The organism is Sandaracinobacteroides sayramensis, from assembly GCF_022014495.1.
Taxonomy (GTDB): Bacteria; Pseudomonadota; Alphaproteobacteria; order Sphingomonadales; family Sphingomonadaceae; genus Sandaracinobacteroides; species Sandaracinobacteroides sayramense.
Map to the genome: position 1 here is coordinate 72950 of NZ_JAKLSQ010000024.1, position 20023 is coordinate 92972.

The 20023-nt window shown below is 68.4% G+C and carries 22 protein-coding genes and 2 tRNA genes; 12 read left to right on the forward strand and 12 right to left on the reverse strand.

The genetic code is table 11. The features are described from left to right. Window positions 1–15 precede the first annotated feature (15 nt). Genes thiE through tkt form a run of 5 tightly spaced genes read right to left on the reverse strand, consistent with a single transcriptional unit; the run spans window position 16 to window position 5849 of the window. Window positions 16–684: a thiamine phosphate synthase gene (thiE, locus tag L6Q21_RS15610; RefSeq protein ID WP_237831674.1), complete on the reverse strand. Its 669-nt coding sequence runs from the start codon at window positions 682–684 to the stop codon at window positions 16–18. A 3-nt stretch (window positions 685–687) separates the two neighbouring features. Continuing rightward, window positions 688–1608 (reverse strand): class I fructose-bisphosphate aldolase, encoded by a 921-nt coding sequence (locus L6Q21_RS15615; RefSeq protein WP_418895834.1) that lies wholly within the window; start codon window positions 1606–1608, stop codon window positions 688–690. Beyond that, complete coding sequence (locus L6Q21_RS15620) at window positions 1605–2807, reverse strand: phosphoglycerate kinase (protein ID WP_237831676.1); 1203 nt, start codon at window positions 2805–2807, stop codon at window positions 1605–1607. The genes L6Q21_RS15615 and L6Q21_RS15620 overlap by 4 nt, the downstream gene beginning before the upstream one ends. Next, window positions 2807–3808, reverse strand: a complete 1002-nt coding sequence (gap, locus tag L6Q21_RS15625) for a type I glyceraldehyde-3-phosphate dehydrogenase (protein ID WP_237831677.1) — start codon at window positions 3806–3808, stop codon at window positions 2807–2809. Before gap ends, L6Q21_RS15620 begins: the two co-directional genes overlap by 1 nt. Window positions 3809–3854: 46 nt before the next feature. Continuing rightward, the gene (gene tkt, locus L6Q21_RS15630; RefSeq protein WP_237831678.1) at window positions 3855–5849 is read right to left on the reverse strand and encodes a transketolase; all 1995 of its coding nucleotides are present in this window, start codon (window positions 5847–5849) and stop codon (window positions 3855–3857) included. Window positions 5850–6128: 279 nt separating this feature from the next. Here tkt and L6Q21_RS15635 point away from each other — a divergent pair, with 279 nt between their 5' ends. From L6Q21_RS15635 to L6Q21_RS15655, 5 genes are all read left to right on the forward strand, one after another. After that, window positions 6129–6290, forward strand: coding sequence for a hypothetical protein (locus L6Q21_RS15635; RefSeq protein WP_237831679.1), 162 nt, complete (start codon window positions 6129–6131; stop codon window positions 6288–6290). Next, window positions 6283–6627 carry a cell division protein ZapA gene (locus tag L6Q21_RS15640; protein ID WP_237831680.1) on the forward strand — a complete coding sequence of 115 codons (345 nt, stop codon included), beginning with the start codon at window positions 6283–6285 and terminating at the stop codon, window positions 6625–6627. Before L6Q21_RS15635 ends, L6Q21_RS15640 begins: the two co-directional genes overlap by 8 nt. 201 nt (window positions 6628–6828) lie before the next feature. Beyond that, on the forward strand, window positions 6829–7461 hold the full coding sequence (locus tag L6Q21_RS15645) for a 5-formyltetrahydrofolate cyclo-ligase (RefSeq protein WP_237831681.1): 633 nt from the start codon (window positions 6829–6831) through the stop codon (window positions 7459–7461). After that, window positions 7458–7667, forward strand: coding sequence for a DUF2842 domain-containing protein (locus L6Q21_RS15650; protein ID WP_237831682.1), 210 nt, complete (start codon window positions 7458–7460; stop codon window positions 7665–7667). The genes L6Q21_RS15645 and L6Q21_RS15650 overlap by 4 nt, the downstream gene beginning before the upstream one ends. 26 nt (window positions 7668–7693) lie before the next feature. Then, window positions 7694–7975 (forward strand): chorismate mutase, encoded by a 282-nt coding sequence (locus L6Q21_RS15655; RefSeq protein WP_237831683.1) that lies wholly within the window; start codon window positions 7694–7696, stop codon window positions 7973–7975. A gap of 58 nt (window positions 7976–8033) precedes the next feature. Here the strand turns inward: L6Q21_RS15655 and L6Q21_RS15660 are convergent. Further along, a tRNA-Asp gene (locus tag L6Q21_RS15660) sits at window positions 8034–8110 on the reverse strand. 118 nt (window positions 8111–8228) lie between these two features. Between L6Q21_RS15660 and hemF the strand changes: the two genes are divergently transcribed. Then, on the forward strand, window positions 8229–9113 hold the full coding sequence (gene hemF, locus L6Q21_RS15665) for an oxygen-dependent coproporphyrinogen oxidase (RefSeq protein ID WP_237831773.1): 885 nt from the start codon (window positions 8229–8231) through the stop codon (window positions 9111–9113). A 4-nt stretch (window positions 9114–9117) separates the two neighbouring features. Here hemF and L6Q21_RS15670 read toward each other — a convergent pair whose 3' ends face one another. Then, window positions 9118–9903: an SDR family NAD(P)-dependent oxidoreductase gene (locus tag L6Q21_RS15670; protein WP_237831684.1), complete on the reverse strand. Its 786-nt coding sequence runs from the start codon at window positions 9901–9903 to the stop codon at window positions 9118–9120. A gap of 90 nt (window positions 9904–9993) precedes the next feature. Between L6Q21_RS15670 and L6Q21_RS15675 the strand changes: the two genes are divergently transcribed. Genes L6Q21_RS15675 through L6Q21_RS15685 form a run of 3 tightly spaced genes read left to right on the forward strand, consistent with a single transcriptional unit; the run spans window position 9994 to window position 12861 of the window. After that, entirely contained in the window at window positions 9994–11472 is a 1479-nt protein-coding gene (locus L6Q21_RS15675) for an FGGY family carbohydrate kinase (RefSeq protein WP_237831685.1), read from the forward strand. Window positions 11473–11485: 13 nt separating this feature from the next. Next, window positions 11486–12223, forward strand: a complete 738-nt coding sequence (locus L6Q21_RS15680; RefSeq protein ID WP_237831686.1) for a MerR family transcriptional regulator — start codon at window positions 11486–11488, stop codon at window positions 12221–12223. Beyond that, the gene (locus L6Q21_RS15685) at window positions 12220–12861 is read left to right on the forward strand and encodes a 1-acyl-sn-glycerol-3-phosphate acyltransferase (RefSeq protein WP_237831687.1); all 642 of its coding nucleotides are present in this window, start codon (window positions 12220–12222) and stop codon (window positions 12859–12861) included. The genes L6Q21_RS15680 and L6Q21_RS15685 overlap by 4 nt, the downstream gene beginning before the upstream one ends. Before the next feature lie 294 nt (window positions 12862–13155). Here the strand turns inward: L6Q21_RS15685 and L6Q21_RS15690 are convergent, their stop codons facing one another. Together L6Q21_RS15690 and L6Q21_RS15695 are read right to left on the reverse strand one after the other, a co-directional pair. After that, window positions 13156–14448 (reverse strand): hypothetical protein, encoded by a 1293-nt coding sequence (locus tag L6Q21_RS15690; RefSeq protein ID WP_237831688.1) that lies wholly within the window; start codon window positions 14446–14448, stop codon window positions 13156–13158. Continuing rightward, complete coding sequence (locus tag L6Q21_RS15695) at window positions 14441–15832, reverse strand: glycosyl transferase family protein (RefSeq protein WP_237831689.1); 1392 nt, start codon at window positions 15830–15832, stop codon at window positions 14441–14443. Before L6Q21_RS15695 ends, L6Q21_RS15690 begins: the two co-directional genes overlap by 8 nt. 181 nt (window positions 15833–16013) lie before the next feature. Here L6Q21_RS15695 and thyA point away from each other — a divergent pair, with 181 nt between their 5' ends. From thyA to L6Q21_RS15710, 3 genes are all read left to right on the forward strand, one after another. Next, window positions 16014–16922, forward strand: coding sequence for a thymidylate synthase (thyA, locus tag L6Q21_RS15700; RefSeq protein ID WP_237831690.1), 909 nt, complete (start codon window positions 16014–16016; stop codon window positions 16920–16922). A 39-nt stretch (window positions 16923–16961) separates the two neighbouring features. Then, a complete protein-coding gene (locus tag L6Q21_RS15705) occupies window positions 16962–18083 on the forward strand; it encodes a beta-ketoacyl-ACP synthase III (protein ID WP_237831691.1) in 1122 nt (373 codons plus the stop codon). A gap of 99 nt (window positions 18084–18182) precedes the next feature. Further along, window positions 18183–18269: transfer RNA gene (locus tag L6Q21_RS15710), tRNA-Leu, on the forward strand. Between the two features lie 197 nt (window positions 18270–18466). Here L6Q21_RS15710 and L6Q21_RS15715 read toward each other — a convergent pair. Genes L6Q21_RS15715 through L6Q21_RS15725 form a run of 3 tightly spaced genes read right to left on the reverse strand, consistent with a single transcriptional unit; the run spans window position 18467 to window position 19957 of the window. Next, on the reverse strand, window positions 18467–19264 hold the full coding sequence (locus L6Q21_RS15715) for a TetR/AcrR family transcriptional regulator (RefSeq protein WP_237831692.1): 798 nt from the start codon (window positions 19262–19264) through the stop codon (window positions 18467–18469). After that, entirely contained in the window at window positions 19257–19553 is a 297-nt protein-coding gene (mdtI, locus tag L6Q21_RS15720; protein WP_272492469.1) for a multidrug/spermidine efflux SMR transporter subunit MdtI, read from the reverse strand. Before mdtI ends, L6Q21_RS15715 begins: the two co-directional genes overlap by 8 nt. 29 nt (window positions 19554–19582) lie before the next feature. Continuing rightward, window positions 19583–19957 carry a DMT family transporter gene (locus L6Q21_RS15725; protein ID WP_237831694.1) on the reverse strand — a complete coding sequence of 125 codons (375 nt, stop codon included), beginning with the start codon at window positions 19955–19957 and terminating at the stop codon, window positions 19583–19585. Window positions 19958–20023: the final 66 nt, after the last annotated feature.

The following is a 20023-nucleotide window of genomic DNA, read 5'->3' on the forward strand; positions in this document are numbered from 1 at the left end:
CGCCGCAATCTCCGTTCAGGCCGTCCGCATCGCCTCGGCAAAGCGCCGCACCGCCGCAGCCGGCCCATCCGCTGCCGCCCAAACGGCGGCGCTGACGGCCAGGAAGTCGGCGCCGGCGCGCACCAGCGGCGCGCAATTCTCGGCCGTGATGCCGCCGATCGCCACGCAGGGAATGGGGCTCAACGCCGTCCACCAGCGCAGGATCTCCGGCTCGGCCATATGCTCAACGGTCTTAGTGCTGGTCGGGAAGAAGGCGCCGAAGGCCACATAATTGGCCCCGCCCTCACCCGCTTCCATCGCCAGATGCCGGCTGTCGTGGCAGGTCACGCCGATCTGCGCCTCCGCGCCCAGCAACCGCCGGGCGTCGGCAAGGCTGCCGTCCGTCTGTCCCAGATGCAGGCCGTCGGCGCCGGCGGCCTTCGCCAGATCGGCCCGGTCGTTCAGGATGAAGGCCACATCCGCCTGCCGGCAGATCGGCAGCAGAACCGCCGCCGCCGTCAGCACGGCGGCATCGTCCACGCCCTTCAGCCGCAACTGATAGGCGGCGACCTCCCCACCCGAAAGCGCTTCGCCCAGCGCAGCGGCGTGCGCCTGCGGATCGAAGGCCGGCGGCGAAATCAGATAGAGCTGGCAGGGAGGTCGCTCCTCCCTGCCGAAATCCTCCAGATGGTCAGCGTCGCCCAACCATCACTCCTTGTTCAGATAGATGCGCACGATCCGGTCCAGCAGCGCCAGCGCGTCCTCACGCGGCCGCTGGAAGCTGTTGCGGCCGATGATCGAGCCGTTGCCGCCACCGTCGCGAATGGCGCGCGCATCGTCGTAAACCGCGTCAGCACCCTTGGTCGCGCCACCGGAGAACACCACGATCCGCCGGCCGTTGAACGAGCTCTGGATCACGTGCGCCACGCGCTTGGCCTGCGTCGACCAGTCGCCGCCCTCATAAGCCTTTTGCGCGTCCTTCTGCTCGATATGGTCGCTCGGCAGCTTCACCTTGATGATATGGGCGCCGGCCAGCGCGGCGATGTGGGCGGCGTAGGCGCCCACGTCCAGCGCCAGCTCGCCGTCCTTCGAAAGCTTCCCGCCGCGCGGATAGGACCACAGCACGGTCGCCAGCCCGACCGACTTCGCTTCTGACGCCAGCTCGCGGAATTCCTCGAGCTGTTCGAAGATGTTGTCGGCGCCCGGATAAATGGTGAAGCCGATGGCCGAGGCGCCGATGCGCAACGCGTCGTCGACGGTGCCGGTCACCCCCTGGTCGATCGAAGTCGCCCAGCTGTTGGAGCTGTTCACCTTCAGGATCAGCGGGATCTGCCCGGCGAAAGTGTCGGCGCCGGCTTCCAGCGCGCCCAGCGGCGCGGCATAGGCCGAAAGCCCGGCGTCGATCGCCAGCTGGAAATGGTAATGCGGGTCATAGGCCGGCTCGTTCACGGCGAAGCTGCGGGCCGGGCCATGCTCGAAGCCCTGGTCCACCGGCAGGATCACCAGCTTCCCGGTGCCACCCAGCCGGCCGGCGCCCAGGATGCGGGCCAGATTGGCCTTGGTTCCGGGATTGTCGCTTTCGTAATGCGACAGAATCTTGCGGACGGTCTTGCTGGTCTTCATCGTCATCTATCCCCTGTCAGTGCCTGCACGCCCGGAAGGGCCTTGCCTTCCATCCATTCCAGAAAAGCGCCCCCGGCGGTGGAAACGAAGGTGAAATCGCCGCCCACCCCGGCGTGGTTCAAAGCGGCCACGGTATCGCCGCCGCCGGCCACGCTCACCAGCGTGCCGCCGGCCGTCAGGGCGGCGGCCGTCTTCGCCAGCGCCACGGTGGCCTGGTCGAACGGCTCCAGCTCGAAGGCGCCCAGGGGCCCGTTCCACACCAGCGTCGCGCAGGTCTTCAGCACGTCGCCCAGCGCTTCCACCGCGTGCGGCCCCAGGTCGAGGATCATCTCGTCGTCGGCCACCTCGTTCACATTGGCAACCCGACTCGGCGGATTGGCGCGGAATTCCTTCGCCACCACCACATCCCAGGGCAGATGCACGGTGCAACCGGCAGCCTCGGCGCGGACGAGGATGCCGCGCGCGGTGTCGGCCAGATCATGCTCGCACAGGCTCTTGCCGACGGAAATCCCCTTGGCCGCCAGGAAGGTGTTGGCCATGCCGCCGCCGATGATCAGATGCTCCACCTTGCCGACGAGGTTCGTCAGAACGTCGAGCTTCGACGACACCTTGGCGCCGCCGACTACCGCCGCCACCGGCCGCTTAGGCGCGCCCAGCGCCGCATCCAGCGCCTTCAGCTCGGCCTCCATCGACCGCCCGGCATAAGCCGGCAGCACATGCGCCAGCCCCTCGGTCGAGGCATGCGCCCGGTGCGCGGCGGAAAAAGCATCGTTCACATAAAGATCGCCCAGCTTCGCCATGTCGGCGACAAGGGCCGGATCGTTCTTTTCCTCACCCGCATGAAAACGGGTGTTTTCCAGCACCGTCACGCTGCCATCGGCCAGCGCCGCCACTTGCGCCACGGCCGCCTCGCCGGCGCAATCCGCCACGAAGCCCACCGGCCGCCCGAGCACGTCGGAAAGCGCCGGCACCACCTGCTTCAGCGAGAACTCCGCCGAGGCCACACCCTTCGGACGCCCGAAATGCGCCAGCAGCAGCACCTTCGCCCCCCGGTCCGCCAGCGAGGCGATGGTGGGAACGGCGGCCTCCAGCCGGGTCGCGTCCGTCACCGCGCCGTCCTTCATCGGCACGTTGAGGTCGACGCGCACCAGCGCCCGCTTGCCCGCGAGGTCCGCGGGCAGATCGTCGAGCGTCCGGAATGGCATCAGAGGAACTTGCCCATCTCAACCGCCGTGTCGGCCATGCGGTTGGAGAAGCCCCATTCGTTGTCGTACCAGGAAACCACGCGCACCAGCTTGCCTTCCAGCACGGCGGTCTCAAGGCTGTCCACCGTCGACGAGAAGGGCACATGGTTGAGGTCGATGGAAACCAGCGGCTCGTCCGAATAGTCGAGGATGCCCTTCAGCGCCCCTTCGGAGGCCGCCTTCAGCGCCGCGTTCACTTCCTCCTTCGACGTCTCGCGGCCCGGCACGAAGGTCAGGTCCACAAGGCTGACGTTGGGGGTCGGCACGCGCACGGCGGAACCGTCGAGCTTGCCCTTCAGTTCCGGCAGCACTTCGCCCACCGCGCGCGCGGCGCCGGTCGTCGTCGGGATCATCGACATGCCGGCGGCCCGCGCCCGGCGCATGTCGGAATGGATCTGGTCGAGGATCTTCTGGTCGTTGGTGTAGGCGTGGATCGTCGTCATCAGCCCGCGCTCGATGCCGACGAGGTCGTTCATCACCTTGGCGACCGGCGCCAGGCAGTTGGTGGTGCAGGACGCGTTGGAAACGATCTTATGGTCCCCGGTCAGCTTCTGGTGGTTGACGCCATAGACCACCGTCAGGTCGACGCCCTTGCCCGGAGCCGAGATCAGCACGCGCTTGGCGCCGGCCGTCAGGTGGGCGCCGGCCTTGTCGGCGTCGGTGAAGAAGCCGGTGCACTCCAGCGCGATGTCGACGTCCAGTTCCTTGTGCGGCAGCTTCGCCGGATCGCGCTCGGCGGTCACGCGGATGCGCTTGCCGTCGATGACGATGTCGCTGCCGTCGGCCTCCACGGTGCCGGGGAAGCGGCCGTGCACGCTGTCGCGCTTGAACAGCAGCGCGTTCGACCTGGCGTCACCCAGGTCGTTGATAGCGACCACCTCGATGTCGGTGCGGCCCTGCTCCAATATGGCCCGCAGAACCAGCCGTCCGATACGCCCGAAGCCGTTGATCGCTACCTTCATCGCATCGCTCCTTAATATAGATTATTTTGCCGATTATTTTCGGGGCTTACGCCCGGGACTTGAGTTCGGCGCGCACCCGCCCGGAAATTCCGTCCGGGGTCAAGCCGAAATGTTGGTAAAGCGCACTCGCCGGCGCCGAGGCGCCGAACTGGTCGATGCCGATCCGCAGCCCGTCCGAGCCGACGATCCGCTCCCAGCCGAAGGTGCTGGCCGCCTCGATGGAGACCTTCAGCACATCCGCCGGCAGCAGGCCCCCGTCTCTTTTCTCGGCGTCACCCTTCTCGGCGAACAATTCCCAGCACGGCATGGAAATCACGTCGGCGCCGATCCCGTCCGCTTCCAGCAGCTTCGCCGTTTCCACCGCGATCGCCACTTCCGAACCCGTCGCCACCAACACCACCTGCCGACGCGCGGTCGCCGCTACCAGCCGATAGCCGCCATCGGCCGAACGGTTCGCCGCCACATCGGTGCGCAGCAGCGGCAGATTCTGCCGCGACAGCGCCAGGATCGAGGGCCTCGTGCGGTCGGCCAGCGCCAGTTCCCAGCACTCCGCCGTCTCCACCGCGTCGGCCGGGCGATAGACCGCCACATGGGGCATGGCGCGCAACGAAGCCAGATGCTCGATCGGCTGGTGCGTCGGCCCGTCCTCGCCGAGGCCGATCGAATCATGCGTCATCACATAGATCACGCCCTGCTGCTGCAAGGCGGAAAGGCGGATGGCGCCGCGCGCGTAATCCGCGAACACCAGGAAGGTGCCGCCATAGGGGATCACCCCGCCATGCAGGCTCATGCCGTTCATGGCCGCCGCCATGCCGAACTCGCGGATGCCATAATGCAGGTAGCGGCCGCCATAATTTGCGGAGTCCAGCACCGCCTGCCCGGCCGAACGGGTGTTGTTGCTGCCCGTCAAATCGGCGGAACCGCCAATGGTCTCGGCAAGCTGGGCGTTGATCGCATCCAGCGCCATTTCCGAGGATTTGCGGCTGGCAAGCGGCTTCGCGTCCGCCACCAGCTTCGCCTTGAATTCGGCGAGATTGAGCTTCGGCGCCCCGCCCGCCATCCGGCGCAGCAGTTCATCGCCCTTCGCATCGCCGGAGACCCGCGCCTTCCAGGCGCCATGCTCTGCCGCCCCGCGCGCGCCAACCTGCCGCCAGGCGGCGGCAATGTCGGCCGGAATCTCGAACGGCGCCGCCGTCCAGCCCAGCTTTTCTCGGGCGCCGGCCACTTCGGCCGCCCCCAGCGGACTGCCATGCGTCTTCTCGCTGCCCGCCTTGGTGGGGGCGCCATAGCCGATCACCGTGCGGCACTGCACCAGGCTCGGCAGCTCGGACGCCACCGCCTCGTCCAGCGCGGCGCGGATCGAGGCCGGATCATGCCCGTCGCAGGAAACCACATGCCAGCCGGCGGCGCGGAAGCGCGCGGGCACATCCTCGACCGAGGTCAGCGAGATCGCCCCGTCGATGGAAATGCCATTGTCGTCCCACAGCAGATTCAGCCGGCCGAGCTTCAGATGCGCGGCCAGCCCGATCGCCTCATGGCTGATTCCCTCCATCAGGCAGCCATCGCCGGCGATCACCCAGGTGCGATGGTCCACCAGCGCGTCGCTATAATGGGCGTTCAGATGCCGCTCGGCGATCGCCATCCCCACCGACATGCCGAGCCCCTGCCCCAGCGGCCCGGTGGTGCACTCCACGCCCGGCAGCTCGAAATTCTCCGGATGGCCGGCGCAGGGGCTGCCAAGCTGGCGGAAGTTGCGAATGTCGTCGATCGTCGGCCGCGCATAGCCGCTCAGGTGCAGGAGCGCGTAGATCAGCATCGATCCATGGCCGGCCGAAAGCACGAACCGGTCGCGGTCCGCCCAGCGCGGGTCGGCGGCGTCGAACTTCAGATATTCGCCCCACAGGATGGTCGCCACATCGGCCATCCCCATCGGCATTCCGGGGTGGCCGCTGTTCGCCGCCTCCACCGCGTCCATGGCGAGGGCGCGAATGGCATTCGCCATCGCGGCCACATTCGTGTCGGCCAGCCGTTCAGATGCCATCGGGCGCTTATCCTCAACAACCCAGTTGAATTCCCGGGCTTTCCCGCCCGAATCGCTGGCCGCCCCCGGGTCCGGGTGCGGCAAAGCGTGGCGCCCTCCTTGCAAAGCAGCCGTCAGAAATCAACTTCACAGGGCACAAACCGTTACATTCCCATTGTTGACGCAAGCGGAAACAAGCTCTTAACTGGCATCGTCAAGATGTCGATATAAGATTCGACCAATAGCCCACTTGACCTTTGGAGCGGATTCATGGTGCGAGACACGAAGGGGGTATTAGAGATGACCGACGTGCTCGCGCGGATCGAAGCCGCGCTCCAGCGCGGCGAAGCTGCTGCCGAGCGGCTGGACCGCAGACACAGCCGCTTGAAAAAGGCCGCCGAATCAACCATTTCCGGCCTGGACAGGCTGATCGAGACCGAGCGCCGGAGGGCCAATGGCTGAAGTTAGCCTGACCATCGGCGGCCGCGCCTACCGCCTCGCCTGCCGCGACGGCGAGGAGGCCGACCTCCGCGCCGCCGCCGGCCTGCTGGAATCGCGCGTCGCCTCGCTGATGCAGGCGCATGGCGCCGTCGCGGAACCGCGGCTGCTGCTGATGGCCGGGCTGCTGCTTTCCGGCGAGCTGCTGGAGGAACGCGCCAACGCCCAGCGCCTGAACCCGGGCCTGAAGCCGGTTCCGGCCTCCGACGCCGCCAGCTTCGACATCCAGGGGCTGGAAGCGCTGGCCCGCCGCGCCGAAGCGCTTGCGCTGAGGCTTGAGGAAGCGGCCACCACCGCCTAGATTGGCGGATGGCGGGCTCTGCCCGATGCGCGCAATCGAGCATCCCTGAGGCGATAAACACATCCAAGGGGGCTGTCCCTGCCAGGCTTCCGGGCCTGACCATATGGCTCCCACCTGACGTTCTGGCGTCAGTGGATCTTCATGCAAACGGTCGATGCGGACCCGCCACCGCCTTCCCGCTGCCGAAAGGGGGCCGCGCCGATGCCAGAGCCGACACCCTTGTTCCCGCCCCCCGGCGCGGACCATTCCGCCGAGACGCGCAAGCGCCTGCGCCAGGCGGCCCGCGCCGCCCGCCACGCCTTCGCCGCCGGCCTGAACCCGCTCACCCGCCGGGCGCTGGAACAGGCGCTTTGCGCGCAGATCCTGCCGCATCTGGGCCCGCCGGGCGTGCTCGGCAGCCACGCCGCCATCGGCGACGAGATCGACCCCCGCGCCATCGAGGATGCGGCCAGGGCGTCCGGCTGGCGACTCGCCTTCCCGCGTGTCGGCGAAGGCCCGCTTTCCTACCACCGGGCCGGCCGCGCCGACCTCGCGCCGGGCTACAAGGGCATTCCGGAACCCCCCGCCGAAGCCCCCCTCGCCCGGCCGGACGTGCTTCTGGTGCCGCTGCTGGCGGCCGACCTGCGCGGCAACCGGCTGGGGCAAGGCGGCGGCCATTACGACCGCACGCTGGCGGCCTTGCGCGCTTCCGGCCCGGTGCTGGCGATCGGCATAGCCTTCGATCTGCAACTGGAAGCCGGGATCCCCGCCGCCCCCTGGGACCAGCCGCTGGACGCCATCGCGACACCGACGGCCTTCCACCTGACCCACGGCCCGGCTAGACGGGCGCCATGACACCGCACATCCGGCGGCCACTGGGGATTCTCGCCGTTCTCGTCGGAATCCTGGCCTACGCCCTCTTCGCCGTCTGGCTTTTCGAGCCGGTTTCCACCCTGCACCCGCTGCTGCAGCTGCCGATCTGGGCGGTGCTGGGGGTGGCCTGGGTGTTCCCGCTGAAGCCGGTCATGATCTGGATCGAAACCGGCCGGTGGCGGCCATGAGGAAAGCGCCAGAGGAATGCCGCAGCATGGCGGAAGTCCGCGCCGGCGTCGATTCGCTCGACCGCGAGCTGGTCGCGCTGCTGGCCGAACGCTTCCGCTTCATGGACGCCGCCGCCCGAATCAAGCCGGAGCGCGGCCAGGTGCGCGACGAAGCCCGCAAGCGGCAGGTGATCGACAACGCCATGGCCGAAGCCAAAGCGCGGGGCCTCAGCCCGGAAACCATCGGCGCCTTGTGGGACGCGCTCGTCGAGGCGTCGATCGCCCATGAGCTGCGGCAGTGGGAGAAGATGCGGGCGGCTGCCGGATAAGGCAGCCGCTCCAGCATCTTGGAACCTCGGCTCGATCGCGGCGGATCCAAGTCCAAAGTGGCGCGAGCGACGGGGCTCGAACCCGCGACCTCCGGCGTGACAGGCCGGCACTCTAACCGACTGAGCTACGCCCGCGCACTTTGGAGGCGCGGCTTTATGCGCCCCGCCCCCGGCTGTCAACAGCCGCGTCGCCGGCTTTTTCCTCCCGGCCCGAGGTTGCCCATGCTCCCCCGCCATGGCACGAGCCCCGGCGATGACCCAATTCGACGAACAGCAACTGGCGGCGGAAGGCTGGTTCCGCTCCCTGCGGGACCGGATCACCGCCGAATTCGAAGCGATCGAGGCGGAGGGCGCCGCCCTTCCCGCCCTGCCGAACGCGCCCGACGCCCCGGGGCGCTTCCAATATACGCCGTGGGAGCGCGCCGACCATTCGGGCGCCCCGGGCGGCGGCGGCACCATGGGCGTGATGAAGGGCCGCATCTTCGAGAAAGTGGGGGTCAACATCTCCACCGTCCACGGCCAGTTCAACCCGGAATTCGCGAAATCCATCCCCGGCGCGGCGGAAGACCCGCGCTTCTTCGCCACCGGAATCAGCCTCGTCGCGCATATGGCGAACCCGCATGTGCCGGCCGTGCACATGAACACCCGCTTCCTCGTCACCACCAAGCGCTGGTTCGGCGGCGGAGCCGACCTCAACCCCGCCCTCGAACGCGCCGACGACAGCGCCCTCTTCCGTTCCGCCTTCGAAGCCGCCGGCAATCGCCACGACGCGGATTTCTGGCCGAAGCACAGCGCCTGGTGCGACGAATATTTCTTCATCCCGCACCGGAAGCGCGCGCGCGGCATCGGCGGCATCTTCTACGACTGGCTTCCGGCCGACACCCCGGCCGAATTCGACAAGCATTTCGCTTATACGAAGGATGTCGGCGAAACCTTCCTCGCCACCTTCCCCCGGATCGCCCGCCGCCGCATGGCCGAACCCTGGACGGCCGACGAACGCCACAGCCTGCTGAGGTATCGCGGCCTCTACGCCGAGTTCAACCTCGTCTACGACCGCGGCACCACCTTCGGCCTGAAGACCGGCGGCAACACCGACGCGATCCTGATGTCGCTTCCGCCCGAAGTCGTCTGGGAATAGCGCCTCAGACGAATTTCCCCGGCACCGTCGGATGGCTGGAGGAAAGCCCGCCGTCCACCGCGATCGCCTGCCCGTTCACATAGCCCGCCGCGTCGGAGGCCAGGAACAGCGCCACCTCCGCCTGCTCCTCGGGCGTCGCGTAGCGCCGCAGCGGGTTCAACTGCCCCAGCCGATCTTCCTTCCCCCGCGCCCGCGCGCCGTCGAACAGCGGCGCCGTCATGCCCGTTTCCGTCAGGCCCGGGCAGATGCAGTTCACCCGCACCCCGGTGCCGCCCAACTGGTTCGCCGCCGTCTGCGTCAAGTTGATGACCCCGGCCTTCGAAGCCGAATAGGGCATGCCCCCCGCGCCCGAGCGGATGCCCGCGACGCTGGCGGTGGCAACGATCGCCCCCTTCCCCTGCGGCACCATCACCCGGCTGCCCTCGCGGATCGCCAGGAACACGCCGATCAGGTTCACGCGCAGCACCTTCTCCCACTCCTCCACCGACACGTCCGGCAGCAGGTTCAGCCCGCCGGAAATGCCAGCGTTGGCGAACAGCGCGTCCAGCCGGCCATACTCGCCGACGGCCTTGTCCACCGCCCCCTTTACGAACGCCTCGTCGCCCGCATCGCCCACCAGCGCCTGCGCCGTGCCCCCGGCGGCCCGCGCCGCCTCCACCGTTTCCGCCACCGCGTCCGACCAGTCCGCCGCCAGCACCCGCGCCCCTTCGCGCGCGAACTGCAGCGAAGCCGCCCGCCCGATCCCGGAAGCCGCCCCCGTCACCAGCACCACCCTGCCCTCGAACCGCATATGCCTCTCCTGCTGCGCGCGCCCATCCTGTTGCAAGCACCCAGCATCGGCCCTTGCCCAACCCCGCACAACCCGCCAGCAATGGGAGCCATGGAACCGCTCATCCTCGCGCTCGACTCCGGCACCACCTCCACGCGGGCGCTCGCCTTCGACCTTTCGGGCCGCATCGCGGACGTGGCGCAATATCCGCTGACCCAGAGCTTCCCCGAGCCCGGCCGGGTGGAGCATGACGCGGCCGAAATCTGGGCGCTTACCCTGAAAGCGGCGCTGGAAGTGATGGGCCGGGTCGGCGAACGGGTGCAGGCGATCGGCCTCACCAACCAGCGCGAGACCATCTGCTTCTGGAGCCGCCGCAGCGGCGAGCCCCTCGCCCCCGCCATCGTCTGGCAGGACCGGCGCACCGCCGACCTCTGCGCGCAACTGAAGCAGGCGGGCCACGAAGCGATGGTGCAGGCCACCACCGGCCTCCTCCTCGACCCCTATTTCTCCGCCACCAAGATCCGCTGGACGCTCGACAACCGCCCGGAGGTGCGCGCGGCGGCCGAAAGCGGCGACCTCGCCATCGGCACGGTCGAAAGCTGGCTGCTCTACAAGCTGACCGGCGCGCATCTGACCGACGCCAGCAACGCCTCTCGCACGCTGCTGATGGACCTCGAAACCCAAAGCTGGTCGCCGGAAATGCTCGACCTCTTCGGCGTCCCGCCAAAGGCCCTGCCGGCCATCGCCCCCACGGCCAGCCTCATCGCCGAAACCCATAGGCTGGGCCGCCCGCTGTTCGTCTCCGGCCTCGCCGGAGACCAGCAGGCCGCCACCATCGGCCAGGGCTGCGACAAGCCCGGGCTCGCCAAATGCACCTATGGCACCGGCATCTTCCTGCTGGCGAACGCCGGCAGCCGCCCGCCGCTCAGCCGCAACCGCCTGCTCTCCACCTTCCTCTCCTCCAGCCCGCGGGCCTATGCGCTGGAAGGCTCGATCTTCGTCGGCGGCGACGCCGTCAAATGGCTCCGCGACGGCCTCGGCATCCTCGACGCCGCCAGCGAGACCGAGGCGCTCGCCCGCTCCGTCCCCGATTCCGGCGGCGTGGTGTTCGTGCCCGCCTTCGCCGGCCTCGGCGCCCCGCACTGGCAGCCGCTGGCGCGCGGCACCCTGACCGGCCTCACCGGCGGCACCACCCGCGCCCACATCGTCCGCGCCACGCTGGAAGCGATGGGCCAGCAGACGGCCGACCTCATAGACACCTTCCGCGCCGACGGTGTCCTCCCCTCGGCGCTCCGCGTCGACGGCGGCATGGTCGCCAACGAATGGCTCTGCCAGGACATAGCCGACGCCACGGGCCTCCCCGTCGAGCGCCCGCGCAGCATCGAGACCACCGGCCTCGGCGCCGCCATGCTGGCCGGCGTCGGCACCGGCCTCTTCGCCGATCTCGCCGAGGCTGCCGCCGCCATGGTCCACGCAGACCGCCGCTTCGAGCCCCGCGCCGACGAGCCGGCCCGCGCCGCCCGCCGCGCCGCCTGGCAGCGCGCCGTCGCGCAGACGCTGGCGGGGGTGGCAGCCACGCCCACCGCCTGATAAGGCCCCGCCCATGCGCATGCGCGAACTGGAAAAAGCCTCCGGCGTCTCCCGCGAGACGATCCGTTTCTACATCCGCGAGGGCCTCCTGCCCGAGCCGGACCGCACGCACCGCAACAGCGCCACCTACAGCGACGACCATCTCGCCCGCCTCCTCACCATCCGCCGCCTGCGCGACGAGCGCTTCCTGCCGCTCTCCGTCATCCGCTCCCTGTTCGAAGGGCAGCAGACCGGCTGGCTGGAACCGCAGATGCTGCCCGAGATCGACCATCTGCTGCGCGCCCGCCTCGATTCCGAGGAAGCCTGGGTCAACGCCGAGGCGTTCATCGCCGACATCGGCGGAGAGCCCGAGCATCTCGCCAACACCATCACCGCCGGAGTCATCGCCCCGGCGCCGGACGGCGGCATTTCCCCCCGCGACCAGCGCATCCTCAGGCTGCTGGTGGACGCGGCGAAGATCGGCTTCACCCGCGAGCGCGGCTATGCCGACAGCAGCATGGGCCGCCTCGCCGCCGTCATGCACAGCCTCGCCGAAATGGAGGTGAAGGACTTCTTCGCCAATGTCGCCCCGCATGTCGGCGAGCTGGAAGCCGCAGACATGGCCGAGCGCGGCATCGGCATCCTCAACCAGCTGATGGCGGAATTCTTCACCCGCGAGGTGCTCGCCCTGCTTTCCGAGCGCCGCCGCATCGCCAACGACAACCGCACCGCCCAATCGGCGAACCATCCCGCGAAATCCGCGCCCGAATGAGCCAGCCGCCCGGCACCCACATCCGCTACGACCTCTCCACCGCCCGCATCGCCCCGCCCCGGGGCTTCGGCGCCGAAGTCTACCGCCGGGCCGCCCGGCTGTTCCTGGCGCTCTCCGGCTGGAAGACCGCCGGAGACTTCCCCGCCACGCCCAAAGCCGTTGTGCTGGCAGCGCCGCACACCAGCAACTGGGACGGCGTCTGGATGATCGCCGCCGCCGGCAAATACCGCATCCGCCTGCACTGGATGGGAAAGGCCAGCCTCGCGCGCGGGCCGTTCGGCTGGCTGGCGAAGCTCTCCGGCCTGATCCCCATCGACCGCTCCGGCGGCAAGGATCTGGTGCGCGCCACCGCCGACGCGCTGGAACAGGCCGACAGGCTGCTGATCGCCATCGCGCCCGAAGGCACGCGCGGCTCGGTCGGCGAATGGAAATCCGGCTTCTACCACATCGCCCGGCTCGCGAGCGTCCCCATCGTCTTCGCGGTGATGGACTATGGCAGCCGCACCATCCGCATCTCCGGCGAACTCTGGCCCAGCGGCGACTACGAAGCCGACCTCGCCCTCATCCGCACCCACTACGCCGACGCGCGCGGCCGCCACGCCGGGCGCTTCTCGCTGGGCGGAGGAAAACAGACCTAACTCGATAACCCGCAGAAGCAATGAACATATTTTCCGTCACCCTGACGAATACACGCCCCGTCACCCCGGGCTTGACCCGGGGTCCAGCTTTCCCGCCGGCGGGGCAGGAAGCGGGATCCCGGGTCAAGCCCGGGGCCAGGAGTCCCCAACCCGGTTTTTCGCCTCCGGCGGCCAGGGCTTTGCCCTGGACCCAGCAGGGAAATGATTTCCCTGCACCCTCCTTTGCTGGCGTCGGCGGACTGACGGCTCCGTTGTGCGCTTGATGGGTTCGATGCCTGCGGCGCCGGGTCGGGTCTAGAACTCCCCGGCCACCGTCACCACCGGCCCCGATCCCGGAAGCGCGTTGCCCGCCGCGCGGAAGCGGTAATCCAGTTGCGCCCGAAACGGCCAGGGCTGCACCTGGAACTGCGCCGAGGGGCCGACATCCAGCCTGGAGACGGTCAGGCCATAATCCCGCTGCGCCGCCCCCCAGACACCCCCTCCAGCGTTCATCGCCACCTTGCCCAGGGCCATCACCGGCGTCGCCCCACGCAATTGCGCCCCGGCATAGAGCGCCGGCTCCTCGTCGAAGCCGATCACCCCTGCCTCGCCATAGCCCTCCAGCATCAGCCGCCGGCCGGCCAGCTTCGCTTCGCCGCTGGCCCCGCCCGACAGCCGCGCCGCCCAGGCGTCGCGCGAATAGGTGCCCAGAGCGAAGCGCCGCTCCACATCCACCGCCACCGGCACCCGCCGGAACGGCTGCACCCGCACCCCCAGCGCCGCTTCCGCCGTCTCGCCGTCCAGCCCGCCGTTGGGGCCGGCGGCTGCGCTCAGCCGCCCCATCAGCGTCACCCGCGCCTCCCCCAGCGGATTGAGGGTATAGCCAACGGCCGCCCCCGCCTGCCCGCCGCCCAGCACCGGCGAGGCGGCCAGAGGGTCGCCCACGCCACCGCCGCGCGAAAGCACATAGCCCGCGACCGACCAGCGGCGGGTCAACTGCCGCGCGTCCGCCGCCCATTGGGTGGCGCCGGGCGCATCCGGCGCGATCCGAACCGCCTCGGTCAGCAAGGCAACGGCCCGCCGCCGGTCGCCGGCCTGCAACGCCGCATAGCCGTTCGTCGCCACCACATGCGCCCGCGCCCCCGCCGCATCGACCGGCGGCGGCGCGGGCGCGGGCGGCACGGGAACCGCGCGCGCCTCCGGGGCGGGCGCGGCCAGCGGCAAGCTCCACATCGGCGCGGCCGGCGCCGCCTCGGAAACCACCCGCACCACCGTTTCGCGCGGCGGCCCGGCCTGTGCCACCACCGGCAACGGCCCGGCTTCGCGCGGCCCCCAGCCGGCGGCGATCAGCCGCTGGATCGTCTCGTCGGCCACCTGCGCGGCCACCCTTGCCGCCACATCCGCGGCCAGCAGCACCGTCTCGTCCTGCGGCGGCGAGGAAGCGAAAGCCGGCCGTTCCAGCCCGATCGCCTGCTCCAGCATTGCCCGCTCGCGCGCATTCTCCGCCACCAGATCCGGCCAGCGCCCGGCCAGCCACCCCAGCGCCAGCACCAGCAGGATCTGATAGACGCGAAGCGCATAGCCCTGGCGCACAGGCGTCTCAGCCATTCGCGCCCTCCCCGGCCGGGAAGCGGTGCGGCGTCTTGTCCCAGCGCACGGCATGGCCGCTTTCCAGCGCCGCCCGGTAACGGTCGACCGCGCGCAAGGCCGAAAGGAAGTTGATTCCATTGCCCATCACCGCGCGCGGAACGGCGCGCAGCCCTTCGGCCCAGCCATAGTCCCGCGCCGTGAATCCCGCCCGCAGCAGCAGCCGCCACGCCAGCAGCCCGGCGTTCAGGATCAGGAAAGCGCACAACGCCACGCCCCCCTCCCCCATCAGCGGCGGCAGCGCCTGCCCCGTCTGTTCGGCCAGCATCGCCCGCATCGCCATCTGAGTCAGCATCAGCAGGCTAGCGCCATAGGCCAGCATAGTGACGGCGGCGGTGAACAGCCCCTTCCTGTCGCGCAGCAACATCCAGCGCTCGCGCCAGCCGCCGCTCCAGCCCAGCCGGTCCCATCCGGCGAGCGCGATCCCCGTCAGCCAGCGGGACTTCTGCCGGATCGCCCCTTCCAGATCGGCAGGGAAGAATTCCCGGGTGGCCACCAGCTCGCCCTTCACCCGCACCCGCAGCATCCGCCCTTCCAGCCCCATGCGGTGCAGCTTGTGGCCGATCTCATAATCCTCGGTCAGGCTGCTCGCATCGAACGGCTCCCCCGCCGGCCCGGCGATGCGCTCCAGAACCGCGCGGTCGATCGCCGTCCCCACCCCGGCCGAGGGCACGGGCGCGCGCAAGGCCGCGCGCACCATCATGTCCTTGGCGTGGGATTGCGCGAACTCGTCGATATAATGTCCGGAAATCCAGCGCGAATTCCGATCGACCAGCGGCAGCACCGGCAATTGCACCATCGCCAGCCCCGGAATCGCCCGGTCGTAGAGCCGGAGCGAAAGCGGGTGCACCAGATCCTCGGCGTCGTGCAGCACCACCGCCTTGAACCGCCGCCCGCTTTCCGCTTCTTCCGCCAGCACCGCCCGCCAGAGCCGGTTCAGGCAGTCGGCCTTGGTGGTGGGGCCGGCATGGCCGGTCGAAACCGCCTGCACCCGGCGATCCCCCATCGCCCGGATCGCCGCCTCGGTCTCCGGGTCATTGGGGTAATAGCCCACGAACACATGGTAATCCGGATGCTCCAGCGTCGCCAGCAGCCGCGCCAACATGGCCCCGATCACCGCCGACTCATCCCAGGCCGGGATCAGGATGGCGAATCGCCCGGCCTCGGCCGGCTCCGGCGGCAAAGGCGGTGCCTTGCGAAACGCCACCCGCCACAGCCAGACGAAATCCACCGCCAGATCGTCCAGGCTGGAAAGCGCGATTCCCGCCGCGCACAGCCACAAAAGCTCGCGCGTCAGCACGGCGAGCAGCGCCATGGCGGGAATCAGCGCCTCGGGCGTCAGCACGCCGGCTCACGCCTCAGGGCGGGGAAAAACGCTGGAAACAGAAGCAGAAGGAACCTCGCGCCCCATCACGGGTTGTCGATCAAGTTCCGGCCCCGGCCCCATAGACCAGCGCCCTTCGCCGGACACAAGCGATTCGGCGGCGCCGCTTGGAGGAACCCGCCGCTTACGCTAGCAACGGGGTATGCAGCCCCACCCCGAAACCGCCGTCCTCGATCTCATGCGCCAGGTCTGGGAACAGGGCAGCGAAAGGCGCGACCGCACCGGCGTCGGCACAAAGGCCCTGTTCGGCGCCACGCTCCGCTTCGACCTGTCCGACGGCACCGTTCCTCTCCTCACCACCAAGCGCATCTTCTGGAAATCGGCGGTGAAGGAACTGATCTGGTTCCTCAGCGGCGACACCAGCATCCGCCCGCTCGTCGCGCAAGGCGTGCACATCTGGACGGACTGGCCGCTGGACAAATACCGCCGCGAAACCGGCGTTGAAATCGACCGCGACACCTTCGAAGCCCGCATCCTGGAAGACGACGCGTTCGCGGCGCAATGGGGCGACCTCGGCCCGGTCTATGGCAAGCAATGGCGCCGCTGGCTCGGCCCGGACGGCCGCACCCACGACCAGATCACCGCGCTCGTCGAAGGGCTGAAGGCGAACCCCGCCAGCCGCCGCCACATCTTCACCGGCTGGAACGTCGCCGAACTCGGCGAGATGGCCCTGCCCCCCTGCCACATGACCTACCAATATTTCGTCGAACCGCGCGCGCAAGGCCCCGACCGGCTTTCCGGCATCCTCTACCAGCGAAGCTGCGACATGGGGCTGGGCTTTCCCTTCAACATCTTCGAGGCCGCCCTGCTGCTGCGCATGCTGGCCGACCAGACCGGGCTCGCCCCCGGCGAACTCATCTGGATGGGCGCCGACGTGCATCTCTATCTGAACCACGCGCATCTGGTGGAAACCCAGCTGTCGCGCGAGCCCCGGCCTTTCCCGCAACTGGCGCTGAAACCGGCGCCGAGCCTCTTCGGCTACACGCTGGAGCATGTCGAAATCTCGGGCTATGACCCGCACCCGCACATATCGGCGCCAGTCGCCGTCTGAGAACAAGCCGTCTGAAAACAAAGGCGCAGGGAGGATAGAATGAGCACCCCCGTCATTTCCGCCACCGGCCTTTTCACGCCGGAGGACAGCATCTCCAACGCCGAGCTGGTGGAAAGCTTCAACCGCCATGTCGAGCGCTTCAACGCCGACAATGCCGAGGCCATCGCCGCCGGCACGGTCCAGCCGCTTGCCCCCTCCTCCGTCGAGTTCATCGAGAAGGCGAGCGGCATCAAGGCCCGCCATGTCCTCTCCAAGGCCCCGATCCTCGACCCCGAAATCATGTGCCCGCGCCTCCCCGAGCGGCCGGACGAGGAGTTATCGGTCCTGGCCGAAATCGCCGTGAAGGCCGCGCAACAGGCGCTGGCAGCCGCCGGCCGCGACGCGAAGGACGTGGACGCGGTGCTCTGCGCCTGCTCCAACCTGCAGCGCGCCTATCCGGCGATCGCCATCGAAGTGCAGGCGGCGCTCGGCATCGAGGGTTTCGCCTTCGACATGAACGTGGCCTGCTCGTCCGCCACCTTCGGAATCCAGACGGCGGCGGACTTCATCCGCGCCGGCCATGCGAAGAGCGTGCTGGTGGTGAACCCGGAAGTCTGCTCCGGCCACCTCAACTGGCGCGACCGCGACAGCCACTTCATCTTCGGCGACGTGGCGACGGCAATCCTCGTCGAAGCGCAGGAGATCGCGCCGGAAACCCATTGGGAAATCCTCGGCACCCGGCTGCTCACGCAATTCTCCAACAACATCCGCAACAATTTCGGCTTCCTGAACCGCGCCGCGCCAGACGGCATCGGCCAGCCCGACAAGCTGTTCCGGCAGGAGGGCCGCAAGGTGTTCCGCGAAGTGGTGCCGATGGTCTCGACCCTCATCAGCGGCCACATGGCCGACCTCGGCCTCTCCGCCGACGATCTGCGCCGCCTCTGGCTGCACCAGGCGAACGCCGGCATGAACCGCCTCATCGCCGAGCGGGTATTGGGCCATGAAGCCAGCGCCGAAGAAAGCCCGACCGTGCTGGACACTTACGCCAACACCTCGTCCGCCGGCTCGATCATCGCCTTCCACCTGAACAGCGCTGACCTGAAAGCCGGCGAGATCGGCCTCATCTGCAGTTTCGGCGCCGGCTATTCGGCGGGTTCGGTGTTCCTGCGCAAGGCCGGCTGAATCCCGCGGCAATTCCGCAAATCCCCGCTTGAACCGCGCGCCCACCCCTGCTAGGGCGCGCGCTCACCAGTTGGCGGGGCTCCCGTCAGACATCGGCGTGCGGTCGTGGCGGAACTGGTAGACGCGCAGCGTTGAGGTCGCTGTGGCCGAAAGGCCGTGGAAGTTCGAGTCTTCTCGACCGCACCATTATTCCTTGAAAAATAAATATTATTTCGGATGTCTGGCACAGCTTGGCACATTGCCCGTGCTGCCAGGCCTTCAAAATGCGATGCCTGATGTGCTGACATGGGCGATTGCCGCAATGGCGGTTGCGGCACTACAGCGCCGCGCGGATTTCCACGAATATCCTGATATGTGGATCTCCGGCTGCCACTGGAAACAGGTCACTTCGACACATGGTTTTCCGATGCCGTCCGTCCATGGGCATCGATGCCATCGAGGATCTGCTCCATCATGCCGGAAAAGACCGCTTCGGGAGCAAGCTCGCGATAGAGTCCGATCGCGGCCTTAAGACGAGGGTAGCGATCCGCGGGCAAGCGCTCGATCTCGTCAGCTTCGGTCGCCGTCAGCGGGCGCACGAGCCCGGCCACCTCACCGACCGCGAGGCCGGTGATCGCCGCATACCATCCGATGCAGACGGTCGGGATATCCTGCACCGGGATACCAGCTTGCTCCAGCGCCTCATGCACCATCTCCATATGGCCGTAGTCGGCGTGCCCGGTGCTGGCGAAACGCTGCATCAAGGGGAAACTGTTGGGGTATCGCAGCGCCAGGCTGCGATACTGGTCTGCAAGATGGCGCAGCCGTTCCCGCCACGGAAGCTGCGCGGGCGACGGGAGCAGGCGCGTCTCCATCCAGTCCGCCATGGCGTGGAACAGGCCGTCCTTGGATTTGAAATGGTAAAGAATGGCCATGGCGTCGCAACCGACCCTGGCGCCCAGCTTGCGAAGCGTGAAGGCGTTCTCGCCGACTTCCTCCATCAGCGCGATGGCCGCCTCGACGAGCACGCTTTTCGACAGGCCGCGCGGTCCCGGCTGCGTTCTGGATCTGGAAGACGTCGTCAATGCGAAGGAGCCTCTTTTCCGCCGGCGTCGGCAGGAAATAGCTTCCCCGCCAACGCCGTTCAACACCATGGGAACCGCCAGAGAGGCCAAGGTCGCCGGCGCGCGGATGTCAAGCAAGACGCAGCAGGAATATCCCGCCCAGCATCAAGGCGATGCCCGCGAAGCCGGGAGCCTTGATGCGCTGCCCGAAGGCGAACCAGGCGATCAGGCTGGTGAACAATATGCCCGAACCGCCCCAAAGCGCGTAGGCGACCGACAGATCGATGCCCTTGACCGCCTGGGAGAGCGCCGTGAAGGAGGCGAGGATGCTCGCTATGCCGAGCAAGCCGATCCATCGCTTGCGAAATCCATCGGAGAGCTTGATCAGGATGTTCGCGAGAACCTCAAAGCCGATGGCAATCGCCATATAGATGAGGTGGATGGTTTCCGCGCCGCTCATTGCCCGGCTCCCTGCTGTTCGGGATGTCCGGCTTGGTCTTCGCCGTCGACGATGCCGAAATTGACCAGCACGATGCCGGCGATCAGCGCGGCGATGGCGAGGATCTTGGCCGTCCCCATTCCTTCCCCCAGGAAAGAATAGCCGATGATGGTGATGACGGTCATGCCGACACCTTCCCATACCGCATAAGTGGCCGCGACGGGAATGAAGACCATGGCTTTGGACAGGAAATAGAATGACAATCCGATCATCGCATACATGAAGACGAAGCTTGGGAGCGTGGCGCTCTCAGCCGCGAACTTCATGGAAACGACTCCGGTGATCTCGGCGACGATCGCCGCGGCCAGAAACAGCCACGGCCTGAGCCGCAAGGCCTGCGAGTTTGACATGGATATTGCTCCGATGGGCGAGACGACAGGCAGGATGCCTTTGTCGCC